This window comes from Bradyrhizobium sp. GW821-FHT12B03 (genome assembly GCF_058807535.1).
Genome location: NZ_JBXAQU010000020.1, coordinates 1 through 19,608 on the forward strand (window position 1 = coordinate 1; position 19,608 = coordinate 19,608).

The 19,608-nt window shown below is 64.8% G+C and carries 17 protein-coding genes; 7 read left to right on the forward strand and 10 right to left on the reverse strand.

Translation table 11 applies throughout. The annotated features are described in order from the left end of the window. Positions 1-216 precede the first annotated feature (216 nt). The 4 genes from AC1RUR_RS29995 to AC1RUR_RS30010 all read left to right on the forward strand — a co-directional run bounded on the left by AC1RUR_RS29995 (position 217) and on the right by AC1RUR_RS30010 (position 5,577). On the forward strand, positions 217-3,633 hold the full coding sequence (locus AC1RUR_RS29995) for a helicase-related protein (RefSeq protein ID WP_492850763.1): 3,417 nt from the start codon (positions 217-219) through the stop codon (positions 3,631-3,633). A gap of 78 nt (positions 3,634-3,711) precedes the next feature. Further along, a complete protein-coding gene (locus tag AC1RUR_RS30000; RefSeq protein ID WP_492851068.1) occupies positions 3,712-3,969 on the forward strand; it encodes an RNA-binding S4 domain-containing protein in 258 nt (85 codons plus the stop codon). 132 nt (positions 3,970-4,101) lie between these two features. Next, entirely contained in the window at positions 4,102-4,440 is a 339-nt protein-coding gene (gene fdxA / locus AC1RUR_RS30005) for a ferredoxin FdxA (protein ID WP_211376938.1), read from the forward strand. 345 nt (positions 4,441-4,785) lie between these two features. Next, positions 4,786-5,577, forward strand: a complete 792-nt coding sequence (locus AC1RUR_RS30010; RefSeq protein WP_492850765.1) for a CarD family transcriptional regulator — start codon at positions 4,786-4,788, stop codon at positions 5,575-5,577. A gap of 91 nt (positions 5,578-5,668) precedes the next feature. Here the strand turns inward: AC1RUR_RS30010 and AC1RUR_RS30015 are convergent, their stop codons facing one another. Further along, positions 5,669-6,031 (reverse strand): winged helix-turn-helix transcriptional regulator, encoded by a 363-nt coding sequence (locus AC1RUR_RS30015; RefSeq protein WP_492851070.1) that lies wholly within the window; start codon positions 6,029-6,031, stop codon positions 5,669-5,671. A 109-nt stretch (positions 6,032-6,140) separates the two neighbouring features. Here AC1RUR_RS30015 and AC1RUR_RS30020 point away from each other — a divergent pair, with 109 nt between their 5' ends. Beyond that, entirely contained in the window at positions 6,141-6,845 is a 705-nt protein-coding gene (locus tag AC1RUR_RS30020; protein WP_492850767.1) for a glutathione S-transferase family protein, read from the forward strand. Positions 6,846-6,885: 40 nt separating this feature from the next. Here AC1RUR_RS30020 and AC1RUR_RS30025 read toward each other — a convergent pair whose 3' ends face one another. From AC1RUR_RS30025 to cyoA, 7 genes are read right to left on the reverse strand one after another with little or no spacing between them, the layout of a single operon-like run. After that, complete coding sequence (locus AC1RUR_RS30025; RefSeq protein WP_492850769.1) at positions 6,886-7,419, reverse strand: response regulator transcription factor; 534 nt, start codon at positions 7,417-7,419, stop codon at positions 6,886-6,888. Beyond that, entirely contained in the window at positions 7,409-8,818 is a 1,410-nt protein-coding gene (locus AC1RUR_RS30030) for an ATP-binding protein (RefSeq protein ID WP_492850771.1), read from the reverse strand. Before AC1RUR_RS30030 ends, AC1RUR_RS30025 begins: the two co-directional genes overlap by 11 nt. Then, positions 8,790-9,650: an SURF1 family protein gene (locus tag AC1RUR_RS30035; protein WP_492850773.1), complete on the reverse strand. Its 861-nt coding sequence runs from the start codon at positions 9,648-9,650 to the stop codon at positions 8,790-8,792. Before AC1RUR_RS30035 ends, AC1RUR_RS30030 begins: the two co-directional genes overlap by 29 nt. A 13-nt stretch (positions 9,651-9,663) precedes the next feature. After that, entirely contained in the window at positions 9,664-10,044 is a 381-nt protein-coding gene (gene cyoD, locus AC1RUR_RS30040) for a cytochrome o ubiquinol oxidase subunit IV (protein ID WP_492850775.1), read from the reverse strand. Beyond that, positions 10,041-10,670: a cytochrome o ubiquinol oxidase subunit III gene (gene cyoC, locus AC1RUR_RS30045; protein WP_492850777.1), complete on the reverse strand. Its 630-nt coding sequence runs from the start codon at positions 10,668-10,670 to the stop codon at positions 10,041-10,043. Before cyoC ends, cyoD begins: the two co-directional genes overlap by 4 nt. Next, complete coding sequence (gene cyoB, locus AC1RUR_RS30050) at positions 10,671-12,668, reverse strand: cytochrome o ubiquinol oxidase subunit I (RefSeq protein ID WP_492850779.1); 1,998 nt, start codon at positions 12,666-12,668, stop codon at positions 10,671-10,673. It lies immediately after the preceding gene. A 12-nt stretch (positions 12,669-12,680) separates the two neighbouring features. After that, positions 12,681-13,844, reverse strand: coding sequence for a ubiquinol oxidase subunit II (cyoA, locus tag AC1RUR_RS30055; protein ID WP_492850781.1), 1,164 nt, complete (start codon positions 13,842-13,844; stop codon positions 12,681-12,683). A gap of 181 nt (positions 13,845-14,025) precedes the next feature. Here cyoA and AC1RUR_RS30060 point away from each other — a divergent pair, with 181 nt between their 5' ends. Then, positions 14,026-15,354 carry an MFS transporter gene (locus tag AC1RUR_RS30060; protein WP_492850783.1) on the forward strand — a complete coding sequence of 443 codons (1,329 nt, stop codon included), beginning with the start codon at positions 14,026-14,028 and terminating at the stop codon, positions 15,352-15,354. Positions 15,355-15,531: 177 nt separating this feature from the next. Here the strand turns inward: AC1RUR_RS30060 and AC1RUR_RS30065 are convergent, their stop codons facing one another. Together AC1RUR_RS30065 and AC1RUR_RS30070 are read right to left on the reverse strand one after the other, a co-directional pair. After that, a complete protein-coding gene (locus tag AC1RUR_RS30065) occupies positions 15,532-16,923 on the reverse strand; it encodes a M48 family metalloprotease (RefSeq protein WP_492851072.1) in 1,392 nt (463 codons plus the stop codon). A gap of 133 nt (positions 16,924-17,056) precedes the next feature. Then, the gene (locus AC1RUR_RS30070; RefSeq protein WP_492850785.1) at positions 17,057-17,827 is read right to left on the reverse strand and encodes a thermonuclease family protein; all 771 of its coding nucleotides are present in this window, start codon (positions 17,825-17,827) and stop codon (positions 17,057-17,059) included. Between the two features lie 415 nt (positions 17,828-18,242). On the opposite strand from AC1RUR_RS30070, the gene AC1RUR_RS30075 reads away from it, so the two are divergent. After that, on the forward strand, positions 18,243-19,448 hold the full coding sequence (locus tag AC1RUR_RS30075; RefSeq protein WP_492850787.1) for an ABC transporter substrate-binding protein: 1,206 nt from the start codon (positions 18,243-18,245) through the stop codon (positions 19,446-19,448). The last annotated feature ends 160 nt before the right edge of the window (positions 19,449-19,608 follow it).

The window sequence follows — 19,608 nt, forward strand, 5'->3', positions numbered from 1 at the left end:
GGCGGAAACTCTCGACCAATTGCTACGAGTGAGCGATACACAGGGTGTTGCGACGAGTGATTGAATCCGCCCTGGATGCCCCGGTCAAGCCGGGGCATGACAGCGGAGCAAGGGGCTCCGCCGCAGCGTTCGGAGACATGGCTGACAGAGTGCCTGCACCCCACCGCCCCAAACAGCACTGACATTCGCCCAAATCGGCACTACCTAATCCCCCAGATGCCCTTTTCCTCCTCCCCCTTCGCTTCCGAGCGCGCGCTGTCCGGTCGCGTACCTGGCGCCGGCGTCACTGCGGTGCTCGGGCCGACCAACACCGGCAAGACCCATCTCGCCATCGAGCGGATGCTCGCGCATCCCTCGGGGCTGATCGGGCTGCCGCTGCGCCTGCTCGCGCGCGAGGTCTACAACAAGATCGCCGCCAGGGTCGGCAGCGAGGCGGTCGCGCTGGTGACCGGCGAGGAGAAGATCAAGCCGAAGAATCCGCGCTACTGGGTCTCCACGGTCGAGGCGATGCCGAGGGATCTCGACGTCTCCTTCCTCGCCGTCGACGAGGTCCAGATCGCCTCCGACCTCGAACGCGGCCACGTCTTCACCGACCGCATCCTCAACCGCCGCGGCCGCGACGAGACGCTGCTGCTGGGCGCAGCCACGATGCGCCCGATCATCGAGCGCCTGTTGCCCGGCGTGTCCATGATCACGCGTCCCAGGCTGTCGCAGCTCGAATTCGCCGGCGACCGCAAGATCACGCGCCAGCCGCGCCGCACCGCCATCGTCGCGTTCTCGGCCGATGAGGTCTACGCCATCGCCGAGCTGATCCGCCGCCAGCATGGTGGCGCCGCTGTCGTGCTCGGCTCGCTCAGCCCGCGCACGCGCAATGCGCAGGTCGAGATGTTCCAGAACGGCGACGTCGATTATCTCGTCGCCACCGACGCCGTCGGCATGGGCCTCAATCTCGACGTCGATCACGTCGCGTTCGCCTCCGACCGCAAGTTCGACGGCTATCAGTTCCGCAGGCTGACGCCGTCCGAATTCGCGCAGATCGCCGGCCGCGCCGGACGGGCCACGCGCAACGGAACTTTCGGCACCACCGGCCGCTGCGCGCCGTTCGAGCCCGAGCTCGTCAACGCGCTCCAGAACCACACCTTCGATCATGTGAAGATGCTGCAATGGCGCAATTCGAAGCTGGATTTCTCCTCGCTCGGCGCGCTCCAGGTGTCACTGAACCAGTCGCCCGGCCATGAGGCGCTGACGCGCGCGCCGATCGCCGAGGACATGCGCGTGCTCGACCATGCCGCCCGCGACGCCGATGTGCGCGATACCGCACATGGCAAGGCCGCCGTGGAGCGGCTATGGGAGGCCTGCCAGGTCCCGGACTACCGAAAACTGTCGCCGGCCGCCCATGCCGAGCTCGTGACCACGCTGTACGGCTTCCTGATGCAGAAGGGATGCATTCCCGACTCCTGGTTTGCCGCCCAGGTCGACCAGTCCGACCGCATCGACGGCGATATCGACACGCTGTCGGCCCGGATCGCGCAGATTCGCACCTGGACCTTCGTCGCCAACCGTCCGGACTGGCTGAAAGACCCCGAACGCTGGCAGGGGATCGCCCGCGAGGTCGAAAATAAATTATCGGATGCGCTCCATGAACGCTTGACTGAGCGTTTCGTTGATCGCCGGACCAGTGTATTGATGCGCCGCCTGCGGGAGAACACGAGCTTGAATACTGAAATCGGCAAGACCGGCGAAGTCATCGTCGAAGGCCATGTCATCGGCCGTCTCGATGGCTTCACCTTTGCACCGGATGCGGCGGAAGCCGGCTCCGATGCGAAAGCCTTGCAGGCTGCGGCCCAAGCGGTGCTCGCCGGCGAGATCAATGCGCGCGCCGAAAAACTGGGCAATGCGCCGGACGAGCAGTTCGTGCTGACCTCGGAAGGCACGATCCGCTGGACCGGCGATGCTGTGGCGCGACTGTCTGCCGCAGAGGACGCGCTGCATCCGCGCATCCGCATCATCTCGGACGAGCGTCTGACGGGTGCGCCCCGTGAGAAGGTCCAGGCGCGCCTCGACCTCTGGCTCAAGACGCATATCGAAAAGCTGCTCGGGCCGATGTTCGAGCTGTCGAAGGCCGAGGACGTCACCGGCATTGCCCGCGGCATCGCCTATCAGCTGGTCGAGGCGCTCGGCGTGCTGGAGCGTCCCAAGATCGCCAACGAGCTGAAGGATCTCGACCAGCCCTCGCGCGCCACCTTGCGCAAATACGGCGTCCGCTTCGGCGCCTATCACCTCTATTTCCCCGGCCTGCTCAAGCCCGCCGCGCGCGCGATCGCCGCGCTGCTGTGGGCGCTGAAGCAGGACAATGTCGATCTGTCCTCGCTCTCGGGCGCGCAGCATCTGGCCTCTTCGGGCCGCACCTCGTTCCCGGTCGACAAGGCTCTGCCGCGCGATGCCTATCGCGTGCTCGGCTACAAGCAGGCCGGCGAGCGGGCCGTGCGCGTCGACATCCTGGAGCGCCTTGCCGATCTGATCCGTCCGGCGCTGGCCTGGCGCGAGAACGCGCCCGGCGAAAAGCCCGCCGGTGCGTTCGACGGCCGCGGCTTCGTCGTGACGCAGGCGATGACCTCGCTCACGGGTTCGGCGGGCGAGGATTTCGCCTCGGTGCTGCGTGCGCTCGGCTATCGCATGGAGAAGCGTGCGCCGCTGCCGCCGAAGCCTGTGGCGGTCGCTGCTGAAGCATCCTCCGGCGCAGAGGCTCCCGCCGAGCCGCCTGCGACCGAAACGCCTGCGACCGAAACGCCGGTCGAGGGCGCCGCCGCCGCGGACACGCCGATCGAAGCCGCTGCAGACGCCGTCACCGTCGAAGACGCGCCGGGCATGGAGCAGCACGACGAGCCCGCGCACGACGAGCCGGCGCTCGAAGCATCGGCCGAGGCTCCCGTCACGCCCGAAGATGCTCCCGGCATCGCGCCGCCGACGGAGGAAGCAGCTACTCCTGCGGAGGCTGCCGGCCTTGAGGCCGCGCCTGCCGAAGCCGCCGCGGTCGAGGCGGCTGCATCGCCCGATGCCGCCGCGCCAGTCGAGGCCGCGGCCGTCCCCGCCGAGCCGGAGCTCGTCGAGGTCTGGCGTCCCGGCGGCCGCCACGAGGATCGCAAGCCGCGCCACGAGCGTCATCGCCACCAGCGTCACCACAACCAGCGCCCGCAAGCCGGTGCCGAGGCCGGCGCTGCGCCTGCGGAAGGCGAGGCCGCGCAGTCAGCCGACGGCGAGAAGCGCGGTGAGCGTCATCGCCATGGCGGCCATCGCAGGGACGGGGCGAAGGATTTCCGCAAGCCGCGTGAAGGTGGCGAGGGCGGTGAGCGCCGCGACGACAAGAACCGCAGCTTCCAGGGTCGGGATCAGGGCAAGGATCGCGACAAGGATCGCGATCGCAACAAGGGCAAGTTCGGCGGCGATCGCGACAAGGGCCGCGACAATCGCGGCCGCGACCGCGACAAGGGCCGCGATCGTCAGGGCGGGCCGTCGCTGCGTCCCTACGCCTCGAGCGCGAACCCGCGCGAGCGCGATCGTCCGGTCGACCCCAATTCGCCCTTCGCAAAGCTCGCTGCACTGAAGGAGCAGCTCGCGGGGCGCAAGGAATAGCGTTTTCAAGCGACGTGTGGAGCGGTTCGCGTGAAGAAAACGCGTCAGATGGAGTAGCCCACGACCGAGCGGCAGCGCATCGACAAATGGCTGTGGCACGCGCGGGTGGTGAAGGCGCGCACCTCCGCGGCCGAGCTCGTTGTAACAGGCCACGTGCGCGTCAACGGCGCACGCGAGACATCGCCGGGCCACGCGATCAAGGTCGGCGACGTCTTGACCGTCGCGCTCGATCGCACCGTGCGTGTCCTGAAAGTCGTTGCCTTCAGCGAGCGCCGCGGCGATGCCGCCTCGGCCCGCGTGCTCTACGAGGAGCTCGGCGAAGGAAAGCGCAATTAATTGCGCTTTAAATTCATTTCTTGGCCGGTCAAACGCGCAAAGCCGTCATGATCGGCCGTTCCCGACCTTGCAGCGCCGGGCCATCCGCGCTACGCAAGCCGCGACTTTTAAAAGAGCTTTTCGGAGCGTTGGATGACTTACGTCGTCACTGAAAACTGCATCAAGTGCAAGTACACCGACTGCGTCGAGGTCTGCCCGGTCGATTGTTTCTACGAGGGCGACAACATGCTCGTCATCCACCCGGACGAGTGCATCGACTGCGGCGTGTGCGAGCCGGAATGCCCCGCCGACGCCATCAAGCCGGACACGGAACCGGGCCTGGAAAAATGGCTCTCGGTCAATGCCGACTACGCCAAGAGCTGGCCGAACATCACCCAGAAGAAAGAATCACCCGCCGACGCCAAGGAATTCGACGGCCAGGAAGGCAAGTTCGAGAAATATTTTTCTCCGAACCCCGGCTCCGGAGACTAATCCGGGCCTAAACTTAACCCTAATACCTTCGTTACCGCTGAAAACCAGCCCTCAAGACCCCTAAATCATTGATTTTTGCGGGAAATGTGCTATATTGGGCACATTAAGCCGAACCCTCGTCAGCCCAGTTGGCCCCGCCGGGTTCCCGTGAAACCAAATGTCGAACAGGGGCGTGGCAGTTTCCGCGCGCAGGCTGTGTCACAGAAAACGCGTAAAAAGAGTACTTCAGCGAGGGCTTCCCATAAGGAGGCCAAAAAAGTCGCCGCGGCCAGCCGTAGCGCATCCAAGGGTCGGACCGCGACAAAGGCGCCGGCTGCAAAGTCCTCGAAGAACAAAAGAAGCGCAATGCCTCACAAGACTGCCAAGCCGGCCGCGAAAGCGACCGTTTCGAAGCCTGCTGCTGCCAAGGCTCCCGCTGCCAAGCCCGCTGCGCCGAAGGCCCCTGTTGCTGCTGCTCCTGCCAAGGCTCCTGTCGCTGCCAAGCCGGCCGTGAAGCCGGCGGCTGCTGCGCCGAAGGTCGAGGAAAAGAAGGTCGTGACCCAGCGCCAGGGCTTTAAGGCCAACGAATTCGTCGTCTATCCCGCTCACGGCGTTGGCCAGATCCTGGCCATCGAGGAGCAGGAGATCGCCGGCGCGAAGCTCGAGCTGTTCGTCATCAACTTCATCAAGGATAAGATGACGCTCCGCGTGCCGACCGCCAAGGTCGCCAATGTCGGCATGCGCAAGCTGTCCGAGCCCGCGCTGGTCAAGAAGGCGCTGGAGACCCTCAAGGGCCGCGCCCGCGTCAAGCGCACCATGTGGTCGCGCCGCGCCCAGGAGTACGAAGCGAAGATCAATTCGGGCGACATCGTCGCGATCGCGGAAGTCGTGCGCGATCTCTATCGCTCGGAGTCGCAGCCCGAGCAGTCGTACAGCGAACGCCAGCTCTATGAAGCGGCGCTCGACCGTCTGTCCCGCGAGATCGCGGTGGTGCAGCACTCGACCGAGACCGAAGCGGTCAAGGAAATCGAGGCCCAGCTCGCCAAGAGCCCGCGCCGCAACGCCAAGGCGGAAGCCGCCGAGGGCGAGGCGGATGCCGAGGGCGATACCGACGATACCGATGGCGACGACACCACCGTCGCCGACGAGGCCGCGTAAGCGCCCCTCGCATCGATTGCAACAGATCAAAAGCCCGGCCGTAAGGCCGGGCTTTTTGTTTGGACGAATGGCTGTGCTCGTCGGCGATGTGTCACGCGCTTCGTGACGAGCCAATCCGGGTCTTGCGGCCTTCGTCATCGGCTCCGGCTGCAACCGCCGACCACCAATCGCCCAATGCGTCGATCAACGGCACGAGCCTGTGACCTGCGGAGGTCAGGTCGTACTCGACCCGCAGCGGATATCCGTCGAACTCGGTGCGGGTCACGACGCCGGCGTCCTCCAGCTTGCGAAGTTCGAGGGCGAGCATTCGGTGCGAGATGGTCGGATTGTCCCGGCGCAGGTCGCTGAAGCGCTTGGTGCCCTGCTTCAAATAGTAGATCAGAAGCGTCGGCCAGCGACCGCTCAGAATCTGCATCACTTCCTCGATAGGGCATCTCGAGACGAGATCTTTCATCGGACACTCCAGGTTACAAAAAAGTTCGTAATTTACTTGGTGCGGCGACTGACTAGGGTCCGCAGCAACGCTGCGCAGCGTGATCATCAGAAATCACGGAGAATGAATCATGGACCCGATCCTAATCTACGGCTTCCCGATGGGAAGCTCCATGGGACTCGTTGCGGCTCTCGAATGGCTGGGCAGGCCATATCGACTGTGTCGCGTCGATATGATGGGCGAGATGCGAGACCCGTCATATGCGAAGATCAATCCACGACACGAGACGCCCGCGTTCATCACGGAACAAGGCGCAGTGCTGACGGAAACGATGGCGATCACCGGTTGGCTCGAATCCAGGGACTTCGAACGGCGCATCAGCTTCGATCCGGTATCGCCGCAAGCCGATCGCATGCATCGGCTCATGGCGTTCGTGAATACCGGCTTTACGGCAGCCTTCGCGCCGCTCTGGGCCGCAATGGAAGGGGAAGCAATGACGCCCGCCATGAAGTCGGCTCTGCGGGACTTTGGTACGGTGAAGGTGATCGAGCGCCACGACAAGCTCGAAGGACTGATCGAAGCGACGCCCTTCCTGCTCGGCGACAGGCCGACACTGGCTGACGCGCTGCTGACAGGCGTGGCACGCTGGCTTGACTTCCACGCAGTCGCGGAGCGGCGCCGCTGGCCGAAGCTGGCGGCCTTGCGGGAACGCCTCGAAGCTGACCCCGCCGTGGTCTACGCAACTGCTCTGGAGAACGGGGAGGTCAGTCGGGGAGCGGGATTCTGCACGGGCCATCCCGCGCTAGCCGAAATCATCGCTCGGTTCGGCCAATAGGCGCCACGAGGAAGAGAGGAGGGATCGCGATCCGCTCCTCCTACTTCACCGGCCGCTTCTCGAGCTTCCTCGCCAACGTGCGCCGGTGCATCCCCAGCCGCCGTGCCGCTTCCGAGATGTTGAAGTCGGTCTCGATCAGGGTCTGGTGGATGCGTTCCCATTCCAGCGTCTTGATCGAGGTCGGCCGCGCATCGAGCGCGACTTCGGCATTGCCTTCGGCCTTGTTGAAGGCGGCCTCGATGTCGTCGGTGTTCGAGGGCTTTGCGAGATAGTGGCAGGCCCCCAGCTTGATCGCCTCGACGGCGGTGGAGATGCTGGCAAAGCCGGTCAGCACCACGATCAGCATCTCCGGATCATGCGTGTGCAGCAGCTCGACGCAGGTGAGCCCAGAGGCGCCGCCGAGCTTGAGGTCGACCACGGCATGGCCGAAGGATCGCTCCTCCAGCACTTTCCGCACCTCCTCGATCGAGGCGGCCAGCACGACCTCGTAGCCGCGGCGCTCGAAGGAGCGCTTCAGCGTGCGCGCAAAGCCTTCGTCGTCCTCGACGACGATGAGCGAACGGTCAGGCGTCAAAGCTGCCTCCGATCGCGAGCGTTGCGAGCGGTAGCGTCAGGCGGACGGTGGCGCCGCGCTTCCTGTGGTTCTCGGCGGTCACGCTGCCGCCCAGCTTGCGCACGACGTTGACAACCAGGAAGAGGCCGAGCCCGCCGCCGGCGCGGCCCTTGCTCGAGTGATAGGGTTTTCCGAGCTGCGCCAGCATCTCCGGCGCAAAGCCGGGGCCGCGGTCAGAGATCGACAGAACGAGATTATCGCCCTCGCGCTCGGCCAGGAGCTCGACCCAATCGCGCGAGACCTCATAGGCGTTGTCGAGCACGTTGAAGATCACCTGCTTCAGCGCCACGTCGGAGACGATCGCGACGTCCTCGCCGAACGTGTTGACGAAATAGAGCGTGCGCGCCGAACGGGCGTTGCGCCACTCCTCGACCAGCGCGGTGACGAAGGCCGTCACCGTGGTCGGCGAAGAGCCTTCGCCGCGCGCTTCGCCCGCCGACACCAGGATTCCTGTCACGATCGACTTGCAGCGTTGCAGCGAGGTCTCCATCTCCGAAAGATCCTCGGCGAGCTCCTGATCGGCGGCGAGCTCGGGCATGCGGCGCCAGTCGCTGAGGATCACCGAGAGCGAGGCCAGCGGGGTGCCGAGCTCGTGCGCGGCGCCGGAGGCCAGCAGGCCCATGCGGACGATGTGGTCCTGCTCGGCCGCATGCTGGCGCAGCGCCGCCAGATGCGCGTCGCGCTCGCGCAGGTTCCTGTTGATGCGGGTCACGAACACGACCAGCAGCACGGCATTGAGCACGAAGCCCAGGAGCATGCCTGTTACGGTGAGGCTGTAGGTCTCGCTGATCGGGTTCGGCGGCAGGTCGAGCGGCCGGTAGGCCAGCGTCAGCCAGACGAAGCTGGCGCAGGTCAGCGCGACCAGCGACCAGGTCGAGCGCGAATCGAGCAGCACCGCGCCCAGCGTCACCTGGAGCAGGAACAGCGAGGTGAAGGGATTGGTCGCGCCGCCGCTGAGATAGAGCTGCGCGGTCAGTGCCGCGACGTCGAGCATCAAGGCGACCAGCAGCTCGTTGTTGGAGATCGCGGCGCGGTGGCGCACCCAGACCAGGCTGGAGACGTTGAGCAGGACCAGCGCGCCGATCACCGCACCCATCCGCTCCAGCGGCAGGGGGATGCCCAGCCAGAAATGCACGCCACCGATGGTGACGATCTGGCCGACCACCGCGGTCCAGCGCAGCTGGATCAGCAGCGCCATGTTCTTGCGGTTGGTCTCGTCGTCGGTCGGCGCCGCGCCGATCAGCTCGCTGCGCGCGTCCGCCTGCGATTGCAGTGTGACGGCGAGCTCGCCAAGCCCTTTGGTAAGCCCTTGGGGAGTCGTTCTTCCGCCGTCAGGCTTGTTCGACGATCGTTCCAGCATCTGATCCCGTCCTGCGGGCGGGAGCATCGGAGCTGCCGACCGGTTCGTGGACGAAGCGCTTGCGGCGGAACAGCCCGCCGCCGAATGTGACGAAAAGCCTGCCGGCCAGCATGAAAGCCAGGGCAAACCACGTCAGCGCGTAGATCAGGTGGTTATTGGGAAAGCGGATCACGGTCAATCCGCCGATCGGGCCTTCGGTCGGGCCTTGGGCGGTTTGTGATCCGGCGTCGGCATCGACGAAAAAGGGCGCGACGTTCCGGAGGCCTTGGGCCGCTGCGATCGCGGCGACATCCCGCGAGTACCAGCGGTTGTGCTGGGGAACGTTGTTCCGGAGGAAGCCGCCTTTCGGCTCCGTGATGCGCAAGAGGCCGGTGATCGCGACCTCGCCGTCGGGATTGCCGTTTCGGCGCGTCGATGCGTTGCGCCGCTCGGACGGCACGAAGCCGCGGTTGACCAGGATCAGCGTGCCGTCGTCGCGTTTAAGCGGCGTCAGCACCCAATAGCCGGGGCCTTCCTCGGTGACGGCCTGAACCAGCGTCTCACGGTCATGCAGGAAGCGGCCGGTGACGGTGACGTGCCTGTATTCGTCGTTTGCGGCGGAGATGGCGGGCCACGACGCGGGCGAGGGGATCGGCTGGGCCGGGGCATGGACGCGCTGCTCGACGCGGTCGATCAACGCCAGCTTCCAGGCGCGGCGTTCGATCTGCCAGACGCCGAGCGCGATCAGAACGGCAAAGGCCGCGAGCGAGAGGGCCGTGAGCCACAAGGGCGGGCGCGCAGCCTTGTGGCGCGCCTCGCCTGTCTTGCCTGTCACGGTCCGGGTCTCGCTCACGCCAGAGCCTCGCTCACTTCATTCCGCTCATCTGGTGGATCGGCATCATGTTGCTGTTGAGGTGGTTCATCACCCACAGCGAACCGGACAGCGCGATCACCACCATGACGATGGTGAAGATCAGCGCCATCATGGTCCAGCCATTCTCGGACTTGGCGTTCATGTGCAGGAAGTAGACCATGTGCACGACGATCTGCACGACCGCGAAGGCCATGATGACCAGTGCGGTGATCTGCTTGCTCGGCAGCGTGCCGCTCATCACCAGCCAGAACGGGATCGCGGTCAGCACGACCGAGAGCACGAAGCCGAGCATGTAGCCCGAGAACGTGCTGTGGGCGTGGCCGTCGTCGTGATGATGGTCGTGCGCGCCAGCTGCGTGGGTATCGGTGTTCATCGCAGAACTCCCAGGAGATAGACGAAGGTGAAGACGCCGATCCAGACCACGTCGAGGAAGTGCCAGAACATCGACAGGCACATCAGGCGGCGGCGATTGGCCTCGATCAGGCCGAACTTCCAGACCTGCACCATCAGGGTCACCAGCCAGATCAGGCCGCAACTGACGTGCAGGCCGTGGGTACCGACCAGGGTGAAGAAGGCGGACAGGAAGGCGCTGCGCTGTGGGGTGGCGCCTTCGTGGATCATGTGGGCGAACTCGGTGAGCTCGATGCCGATGAAGGCGAGACCGAACAGGCCGGTGATAGCCAGCCACATCTGCGTCTGGGCGACCTTGTTCTGCTGCATCGTCAGCATGGCAAAGCCATAGGTGATCGAGGACAGCAGCAGCATCGAGGTGTTCACCGCGACGAGGTCGAGGTCGAACAGGTCCTTCGGCGCGGGCCCGGCGGCGTAATTGGCGCCGAGCACGCCGAACGCGGCGAACAGCATCGCGAAGATGAGACAGTCGCTCATCAGGTAGATCCAGAAGCCCAGCGAGGTGCTGTAGCCTTCCGGATGCGGATGCTCGTCGGCGACGTAGAAGACCGGCTCGCCGGTTTGCGAGGGATTGACAGCGACAGTCATTTACTTGGCTCCGGCGAGCAGTTTGGTGCGCGCGTCCTCTGTCCGGATGACGTCGTCAGCCGGAATGTCGAAGTCGCGGTGATAGTTGAAGGTGTGACCGATCCCGACGGCGAGCATCGCGATGAAGCTCGCAGCCGCCAGCCACCAGATGTACCAGATCAGGCCGAAACCCATCGCGGTGGCGAAGCCGGCGAGGATGATGCCGGTGCCGGTGCTGGAGGGCATGTGGATCGGCTTGAACCCGGTGAGCGGACGCTGGTAGCCGCGCTTCTTCATGTCCCACCACGCGTCATTGTCGTGAACGACGGGGGTGAACGCGAAGTTGTAGTCCGGCGGCGGCGAGGAGGTCGCCCATTCCAGCGTGCGCGCATCCCAGGGGTCGCCGGTGACGTCCTTGAGCTGCTCGCGCTTGAGGAAAGAGACCGCGAACTGCATCAGCATGCTGAGGATGCCAATGAAGACGAAGACGGCGCCGATCGCGGCGATGACGAACCAGATCTGCAAGCTCGGATCGTCGAACACGCGCAGGCGGCGGGTCACGCCCATCAGGCCGAGCACATAGAGCGGCATGAAAGCGAGGTAGAAGCCGGTGACCCAAAACCAGAACGACATCTTGCCCCAGAACGGATCGAGCTTGAAGCCGAACGCCTTCGGGAACCAGTAGTTGATGCCGGCGAACGCGCCGAACACCACGCCGCCGATGATCACGTTGTGGAAGTGTGCGATCAGGAACAGGCTGTTGTGCAGCACGAAGTCGGCCGGCGGTACCGCGAGCAGCACGCCGGTCATGCCGCCGATCACGAAGGTCAGCATGAAGGCGATCGTCCACATCATCGGCAGCTCGAAGCGGATACGGCCGCGATACATCGTGAACAGCCAGTTGAACATCTTCGCGCCCGTCGGGATCGAGATGATCATCGTGGTGATGCCGAAGAACGAGTTGACGCTGGCGCCCGACCCCATCGTGAAGAAGTGGTGCAGCCAGACCAGGTACGACAGGATGGTGATGACCACCGTGGCGTAGACCATCGAGGTGTAGCCGAACAGCCGCTTGCCGGAGAAGGTCGAGGTCACTTCCGAGAAGACGCCGAAGGCGGGGAGAACCAGGATGTAGACCTCGGGATGGCCCCAGATCCAGATCAGGTTCACGTACATCATCGGGCTGCCGCCGAAATCGTTCGTGAAGAAGTTGGTGCCGACGTAACGATCGAGCGAGAGCAGCGCGAGTACGACGGTCAGAACGGGGAAGGAGGCGACGATCAGGATGTTGGTGCAGAGCGAGGTCCAGGTGAACACCGGCATCCGCATCATGGTCATGCCGGGGCACCGCAGCTTGACGATGGTACAGATCAGGTTGATGCCGGACAGCGTCGTTCCGACGCCTGCGACCTGAAGCGCCCATATGTAATAGTCGACGCCGACGTCTGGACTGTAGCCGATGTTTGATAGCGGCGGATAAGCCAGCCAGCCGGTGCGGGCGAATTCGCCGATGAACAGCGAAGCCATCACCAGCACCGCGCCGCCGACCGTCATCCAGAAGCTGAAATTATTCAGGAACGGGAACGACACGTCGCGCGCGCCGATCTGGAGCGGCACGACATAGTTCATCAGGCCGGTGACAAACGGCATCGCCACGAAGAAGATCATGATCACGCCGTGGGCGGTGAAGACCTGGTCGTAGTGATGAGCGGGGAGGAAGCCTTCGGAGCCGCTGAACGCGAGCGCCTGCTGCGCGCGCATCATGAGGGCGTCTGCGAAGCCGCGCAGCAGCATCACGATGCCGAGGATCATGTACATGATGCCGATGCGCTTGTGGTCCACCGTGGTGAACCATTCACGCCACAGATAGCCCCAAAGGCGGAAATAGGTGAGGCCGGCGAGCAGCGTGGCGCCGCCGAGTGCGACCATCACGAAGGTGCCGACGAGGATCGGCTCATGCAGCGGCAGCGATTCGATGCCGAGCCGGCCGAAGATGAGCTTGAGAAGATCAGGAGACATTGCTGGATCTCTTTAGGAGTCTGACTTCGGACGTTGTCCGAGGAAGAAGGACGAGGACTTCAGCGGCGTGAAGGTCGGCCGCTTCAGGCCGGCGCCGATGAGCGGCGCGGTGTCGGTGGGAGCCTTGATCGACGCGGTGGTCGCGGCGCCTTGCGGCGCATCCGGCGTGCAGATGCCGGCGACGAAGGTCGGCTCGGGCCCGAGCGGGCTGCCGCGGCGGGCGTATTTGTCGTAGGCCAGCGGCAGCGTGTTGTTCAGGCCCTCATGGCCGCGGCCGCCCTTGGCGTCGATCGCCATCATCTCGCTCTGGCACATCTTGCCGGTCTCGACGCACATGTTGAGGATCAGGCGGTAGAGATCGGAATCGACGGTGCCGTAGCGCCGCACCGGCTCGTTTTCGCTGGGCTTTTCGAGCTGGAGATATTCGGCGCGGCCGAGCGAGCCGCCGGCTGATTTGGCGCTGGCGATCCAGGCGTCGAAGCCCTTGTCGTCGAGGCCCTGGAAGTTGAAGTGCATGCCGGAGAAGCCGGCGCCGCTATAGTTCGCCGAAAAACCCTTGAAGGTGCCGGCGTGGTTCACCACCGCGTGGAGCTTCGTCTCCATGCCCGGCATCGCGTAGATCTGACCGGCCAGCGCGGGGATGTAGAACGAGTTCATCACCGAGGACGCCGTGATACGGAAGTTGATCGGACGATCGACGGGAGCGGCGAGGTCGTTGACGGTGGCGATGCCGTAGTCCGGATAGATGAAGAGCCACTTCCAGTCGAGCGCGACGACGTCGACCTCGAGCGGGGCCTTGGACTGGTCCACGGCGCGGTCGGCATGGATGCGGCCGAGGGTGCGATAGGGGTCGAGCAGATGCGTGCCCATCCAGGTCAGCGCGCCCAGGCAGATGATGATCAGCAGCGGCGCCGACCAGATCACCAGCTCGAGCTTGGTCGAGTGATCCCATTCCGGCTCGTAGCGGGCCGTGGTGTTGGACTGGCGGTAACGCCAGGCGAACAGCACCGTCAGCGCCATCACGGGGACGACGATCAGGAGCATCAGCACGGTGGAGATGATGACGAGGTCGCGCTGCTGGGTAGCGATATCGCCGGCTGGCGCCAGCACGACGTAGTTGCAGCCACTGAGCGCAACTGCCAGGGGTAGCAGCGCCAGGATCTTGAGACGGGACACGGGCCGAGCCTTTGAGAATGAGTTTCCTTTGCGGGGCCAACGGGTAGCTGCGGCGCAGCAATCCGGACATTGGACAATTTGTCCAATGTTGCAGTGCGGAATGTTGGGTCAGACAGGCCCGGATTGCCTGGCGCCCCGCCGGGCGGTCGGCTTTGGTTTTCAGGACGTTAAGGGCGCACGAATGGCGACGGCACAGACCCCCGCAATGGCAGACCTCCACTCGGGCGAGCACGGCCACGACCAGGCCAGTCCCGGCGAGATCGCCATCGGCGTCATCATCGGCCGCACCTCGGAATTCTTCGACTTCTTCGTCTACGCGATCGCCTCGGTGATCGTGTTCCCGCGCCTGGTGTTCCCGTTCACGAGCGAGCTGACCGGCACCCTTTATTCCTTCATGATCTTCGCGCTGGCCTTCATCGCGCGGCCGATCGGCACCGTCATTTTCATGACGGTCGACCGCGAGTACGGCAAAACGGCCAAGCTGGTCTCGGCGCTGTTCCTGCTCGGCACCGCCACCGTGGCGCTCGCCTTCCTGCCCGGCTATCACGACATCGGTGTTGCGGCGATCTGGCTGCTGGCGCTGGCGCGTATCGCGCAGGGTCTGGCCTGGGGCGGAGCCTGGGACGGCATGGCTTCGCTGCTGGCGCTGAATGCGCCGCCCTCCCAGCGCGGCTGGTACGCGATGGTGCCGCAGCTCGGGGCGCCGCTCGGGCTGATCGTGGCGAGCGCGCTGTTCGCCTATTTCGCCGGTAACCTCTCCGCCGATGATTTCTTCGACTGGGGCTGGCGCTATCCGTTCTTCGTCGCCTTCGCCATCAACGTCGTGGCGCTGTTCGCGCGCCTGCGCATGGTGACGACCGAGGAATATGCCACGCTGTTCGAGACCCGCGAATTGCAGCCCGCGCGCATCTCCGAGACGGTCGCGCGCGAAGGCCAGAACATCATGCTCGGTGCGTTCGCGCCGCTGGCGAGCTTTGCGCTGTTCCACATGGTCACGGTGTTTCCGCTGTCCTGGGTGTTCCTGTTCACCCGCGAAAGCCCGGTGCGATTCCTGATCATCGAGATCGTTGCCGCCGTATTCGGTGTCGCCGCGATCGTGGCCTCCGGCATCATCGCCGACCGGGTCGGCCGCAAGTCGCTCTTGATGGGATCGGCGATCGCGATCGCGATCTACAGCGGTTTCGCGCCGCAACTGCTCGACGCCGGCGCGTTCGGCGAGACCATCTACATGGTGATCGGCTTCATCCTGCTCGGTCTCTCGTTCGGCCAGTCCTCGGGCGCGATCGCCTCGAACTTCCGGCAGGCGTACCGCTACACGGCTTCGGCGCTGACCTCGGACATGGCCTGGCTGTTCGGTGCCGGTTTCGCTCCGCTGGTCGCGCTGCTGCTTGCGACCAATCTCGGCGTCATCGCCTCGGGTGCCTATCTGCTCTCGGGCGCGTTCTGGACGCTGCTCGCGCTCTGGCTCAGCGGCCAGCGCGAAGCCGGCGATATGGACGCGGGCGGTTAGTTAGGGCTCATCTGCAGCCACAAATGAGATGTCGTCCCGGCGAAGGCCGGGACCCATAACCCCAGGGCGGGGTTATGGGTCGAGCTGGCAACCACGAGTCTTCGCCAAAGCACTGCGTGTGGTTATGGGTCCCGGCCTTCGCCGGGACGACGATGGAATTTGAAGAGCTAGCGCGCCTCAATCCGCCACGATCTTCACGCGGTCCCGCACCTTCACCTGCGCGTTGCGATCGAGGCCGTTGAGCACGCGGAAGCGCTCGGCGGGATGATCGACCCCGGCCATGCGGTGGGAGAGCGATTCCACGGTGTCGCCGGGCTGCACGGTGATGACCTTGATGCGCAGCGGGCGCGCGGCCTGGATCTCGTCGAGGGTCAGGCGGCGGAATGAATTGACGGTCTCGCGCGCGTTGCGGTCGCTCTCGGTCGACTTCTGCCGTGCCGCGAAGATGAAGCGGTAGACGTCGCTGCCGAAACGCAGCGCATAGACCTTGAACTGCCACTGGTCGCCCTTGGCGGTGGCGGATGCCGCCGGGAAACCGTTGATGGTGAGGTCTTCCGTGGACGCCTTCTCGACGCCCTCCATCCAGCCCGAATTCAGGTAATCGCCGAGCGACTGCTCGGCCGGCACCCGCACCACGTCGAAGCGCATCGCCTGCGAGCCGCCGTCGCGCACGCCGATCACCGCCTGCGCGGTGTTGTCGAGGGTGAAATTGTCCGGCGCCTGGAAGGTGAAGCCGAGTTTCGGATGCAGGAATCGGCGGCCGCGGACGAAACCTTCGCTCGGGTCTTCGCCATAGACGAGATTGTCGATCGCGGCGAGATAGGTCTCGCGGTCGCGCTCGCCGCCTTCCGGAGCGACGTATTGCCGGGCGATGGTCTGCGCGTTCTGCACACGCTCGGGCGTTGCCGGATGCGACGAGGTGAAGTCCTGCGCGCGCGGATCGAGCGAAGTCTTGCCGGCCTTCAGCTCGGCATTGCGCTCCATCGCAGAAAGAAACCGTGCGGCACCATAAGGGTCGAAATGCGCCTTGGCGGAGATGCCGACGCCGATGCCGTCGGCCTCGAATTCCTGGTTGCGCGAAAAGCTCGCCATGGTGAGCTTGGTCTTGGCGAGCGCGAGCGCGGTGAGATCGGGGTCGTTGCTCATGTCGGTGACGACGCGGGTGACGATCGCGGCCTGGCGCGCCTGGTCCTCGCGCATCGCGGCGTGCTTGGACAGCACATGCGCCATCTCGTGGCTGAGCACGGAGGACAATTCCGACGTGTCGCTGGCGAGCGCAAGCAGGCCGCGCGTCACATAGAGCTGGCCGTTCGGCAGCGCAAAGGCGTTCACGGCGCCGGAATTGAGAATCGTGACCCGGTAGCCCTGGTCGGGCCGGTCGGAGGCCGCGACGAGCCGGTCAACGGTCTTGGTGACCAGCGATTCGAGCCTGGGGTCGTCATAGGTGCCGCCATAGCTCGCCAGGATGCGCTCGTGCTCCTTTTCGGTGGCGGGGGTCTGCGCGACGGCCGGCTTCGGCTTGGGCATCGCGACAGTCGCCGGCACCGCTGCGGTCTGGAACCGGTTCATGTCGCCGCAGCCGGCGAGAGCCGTGCCCAGCACGAGGCATAGCGCGGCCGGCGCAGCCCGGAGGCGGCGGCCTTCACCCTTCCTGTGCTGTTCTAGCACCCCATTCACGTCGCTTGACCCGTGCCCGGCCCGTTTAAGGCCTTACCCCTGTCGGCTCGTTTGCACTCACCAGCTCGATCTGCCCCACCCTGAGCACATCGATACGCGGCCCCGTATTCCCCTCGACCCAGCCCCGAACTCGAATACGCCGATTTTCCAGGGACTTAAGGGCCATCCCGGCGTTTTCGAACGCCGGTAACGCGCGCCTTGAAATAGTCACGGCAAAGCCGCGTGTCCAGTTCCGTCCGAAGTTGAGGTAGGTCATTGCCCCAGCTTGCCGGACCGACAGGACTTTGCCCTCGACCACCATAAAGCGCCCGATCCCCGCCAAAATATCGTCCGGACTTTCCGCGTTTTTTATGGCCGACGGGTCAGCCCAATTGCCCTTTTTTTGGCGCCGCGCCTCGGCCTCCGACGACATCAGGGCCGCCGCACAGTCCTTGTCGGCGATCTCGGCGGAGACGATGGCCTCGCCCTGGGCCAGCAACATCGCCTGCACCGGGGTGTCGCTCTCGCCGATGAAGAGCAGCCCGCCCTGGCGCCCATAGCGGTCGGGCGTGTCGTCAGCGCTCCGCAGCGTGACGTCGCGGCCGACGAGCAGCGAGCCCAGCGCCTGCTTCGTCGTCGCGGTCGGTTCGATTCCGGTGAGGCGGATCTCGCGGCCGTCATCCAGGCGGACGCTGCGGGCATCGACGATCGCGGCGACGCGGCCATCGCCCTGCGACTCGAACTGGCACGGTGCCGCGAACGCGGTGTGGTCTGCTACGAAGAGGATTGCGGCGATGAGGTGAAGCAGTCGCGTCACGTTGCCCGGAGAGGTTGCGTTGCGCCTCGATCTTAACTCAAACGACGCCAACCACGAAAGGGCCTCGCAGGGTGGGCAAAGCGACTTGTCCGCCGTAGCTCGAAGAGCGAAGGCGGAAGCGTGCCCACGTCATTGCCAATCGCGAGGGCCGTGGGCACGGCGCGAAGAGCGCGCCTTTGCCCACCCTGCGGCAGAGAGTGTGGAGCTTCGCTGTTGCCCCACGCAATGACGCGGAAACATTTTGCGTCATTCCACCATTCCGTTTTGCGGAAAACACGCTGCCATTGCAAGACGCGTATCGCGCCTCGCGCTTGCTGCCCCCTCGTGCATGCGGCATGATTGTGGCAATAGCGACTGCCAAGAGCAATAACCAAGCCGCCATCAGAGCACGGCGCGATAAGGGAGGTCTTTTTCGATGAAGAGAATTTTGCCGGGCATTTTTGCCGCCGCGTTGGCCCTGAGTGCGAGCGCCGTGCAGGCCGAGGACAAGCCACCGCTGAAGATCGGTGGCATCCTCGACATGTCGAGCCTCTATGCCGACATCACCGGTCCCGGCAGCGAGACCGCAGCCAAGATGGCCGTCGAAGACTTCGGCGGCGAGGTGCTGGGACGCAAGATCCAGGTGCTGGCGGCCGACCATCAAAACAAGGCCGACCTCTCTGGCAATATCGCCCGCGACATGCTCGACAACCAAGGCGTCGAGATGATCTACGACGTCGCGGCCTCCGCGACGGCGCTTGCGGCCGGCGAGATCGCAAAGGCGCGCAACAAGATCATCATGTTCAACGGCCCCGGCTCGATCCGTCTCACCAACGAGGCCTGCGGTCCCTACACCGTGCACTACGTGTTCGACACCTACGGCCAGGCCAATGTGACCGGTCTTGCGGCGGTGAAATCGGGCCTCGACACCTGGTTCTTCCTCACCGCCGACTATGCCTTCGGCCAGGACCTGGAGAAGGACACCAGCGCCGTCGTCACCAAGACCGGCGGCAAGGTGCTCGGCAGCGTGCGCCATCCGCTCAACACGTCGGATTTCTCGTCCTTCCTGCTCCAGGCCCAGGCTTCCAAGGCCAAGGTGATCGGCCTTGCCAACGCCGGCGGCGACACCGTCAACGCCATCAAGCAGGCGGCCGAGTTCGGGATCATGAAGGGCGGCCAGAAGGTCTCGCCGCTGCTCGCTTTCGTCACCGACATCGACTCGATCGGGCTGGAGACGGCGCAGGGCCTGCTGCTGGCGGAAGCCTTCTACTGGGACCTCAACGATGACACACGCGCATTCTCCAAGCGCTTCACCGAGCGCATGAAGCGGCCGCCGACCTCGGCGCAGGCCGGCGTCTATTCGTCCGTGACGCATTACCTGAAAGCCGTGAAGGCGGCGGGCACGACGGATTCAGCCGCGGTCATCAAGCTGATGAAGGAGACGCCGATCAACGATTTCTTCGCCAAGAACGGCAAGATCCGCGAGGACGGCCGCATGATCCACGACATGTACCTGTTCGAGGTGAAGAAGCCGTCGGAGTCCAAGGGCCGCTGGGACGACTACAAGCTGCTAGCCACCGTCCCCGGCAGCGAAGCGTTCCAGTCACTGGAGCAGTCGCGCTGTCCGTTGGTGAAGAAGTGACGGCGTGACGTAAGTCACGACGTCATTGCGAGGAGCCCGCGACAAAATTGCAAAGCAATTTTGCGCTGGCGACGAAGCAACCCAGACCGCATCCGCGGAAACATTTCTGGATTGCTTCGCTTCGCTCGCAATGACGGCGTCGTGAGAGTTTGGCCGAACA